This window comes from Acinetobacter sp. 228 (genome assembly GCF_048147885.1).
The window spans coordinates 1-1,183 of sequence record NZ_JAYWYV010000416.1; the positions used below are offsets into that span (position 1 = coordinate 1).

At 35.9% G+C, this 1,183-nt stretch carries 2 protein-coding genes; both read left to right on the forward strand.

The window, feature by feature from the left end; translation table 11 throughout:
- The coding region (locus VXQ92_RS19490; protein WP_416682903.1) for a type VI secretion system baseplate subunit TssF at positions 1-466 on the forward strand (466 nt) is incomplete at its 5' end.
- On the forward strand, positions 430-1,183 hold a 754-nt coding region (gene tssG, locus VXQ92_RS19495), incomplete at its 3' end, for a type VI secretion system baseplate subunit TssG (RefSeq protein WP_416682904.1). The genes VXQ92_RS19490 and tssG, both read left to right, overlap by 37 nt.

A 1,183-nucleotide genomic window follows, 5' to 3' on the forward strand; every position in this document is an offset into this window, starting at 1 on the left:
GAGACGTGCCATTGTTTTAAAACGACCTACAAAGCCTTATAAGTTTGAACAAGGCCAAAGTGAACAGTGGCGTGTGATCTCGCATCTTTCATTAAATAGCTTAGCACTTATGAAAGGGGATGCTGTTTCTCATGTTAAAGAGCTGCTGGCTTTATATAACTTACCGCAGTCAAAAGAAAACTATTTAATTATAGAATCAATTAAAAAATTAGAATTTTCTCTTACCCATAAACTCGTAGATGGCAAACCATTTCCAATGTTTGTAAGAGGAGTAAAAGCTGAATTACAAATTGATTCATCCGTATTTAGAGGGCATAGCTTATATATTTTTAGTCAGTTATTAAGTCGTGTTTTTAATTTAAAGGTTCAAATTAATAGTTTTGTTGATTTGGTGGTTAAGGATTATTCATCTCAGCAGGAGTTATACCAATGCAGTCAGAACGTTGGTGGCAAGACTCTTCTGTAACGGCTGAGTTGTTTCAACGCCCTAAGTCTTTTGAGTTTATTCAAGCAACACGTTTATTGCGTCATATGCCTGCCAATGACGCAGCTTTGTCATGGTCTGACTATTTTAAATTTGAGACCTCATTTAACTTAAACTTTCCAGCCACTGAAATTGAAAGTTTAGAGTTAGTAGATGAACGTGTTCATTTAACAAACCTGATCGTTGGTCTTACCGGTATACAAGGTGCATTACCTTATACATATACAAATAAAATTAAGCAGGCTCCAAGGCAACAACGCGCTGAAACGAAAGAGTTTTTAAGCTTATTTAATCATAAGCTGACCAGTCAGTATGTAGAGTCAAGTATTACTTATCACTTGCCTGTGCGCTATGAAATTGAAAATAAAAATGATTATTTGGATATTCTCCATGCATTGAATGGTTATGTTCGCTCACAACATCAGCAACAAGACTTGGATGAATATTTCGCTGAATTTTCAGGCCTAATGCAGGGGCAAAATAATACGGTTCATGCTTTAAAGACGATGTTGAGTTGTATTTTTAAGCATGAAATTACAATTAAAGAGTTTGTACAGGAATCGTTTAAGTTAGCGGGTGATCAGCTAACCACTTTGGGTGGAAGTCAACCGAGCTTACTTGGTATTAACACATTTTGTGGGGAAACGATTCAACAAATTGATGGAAAAATTGAGATTCAAATAGGTCCGCTTAAGCGTC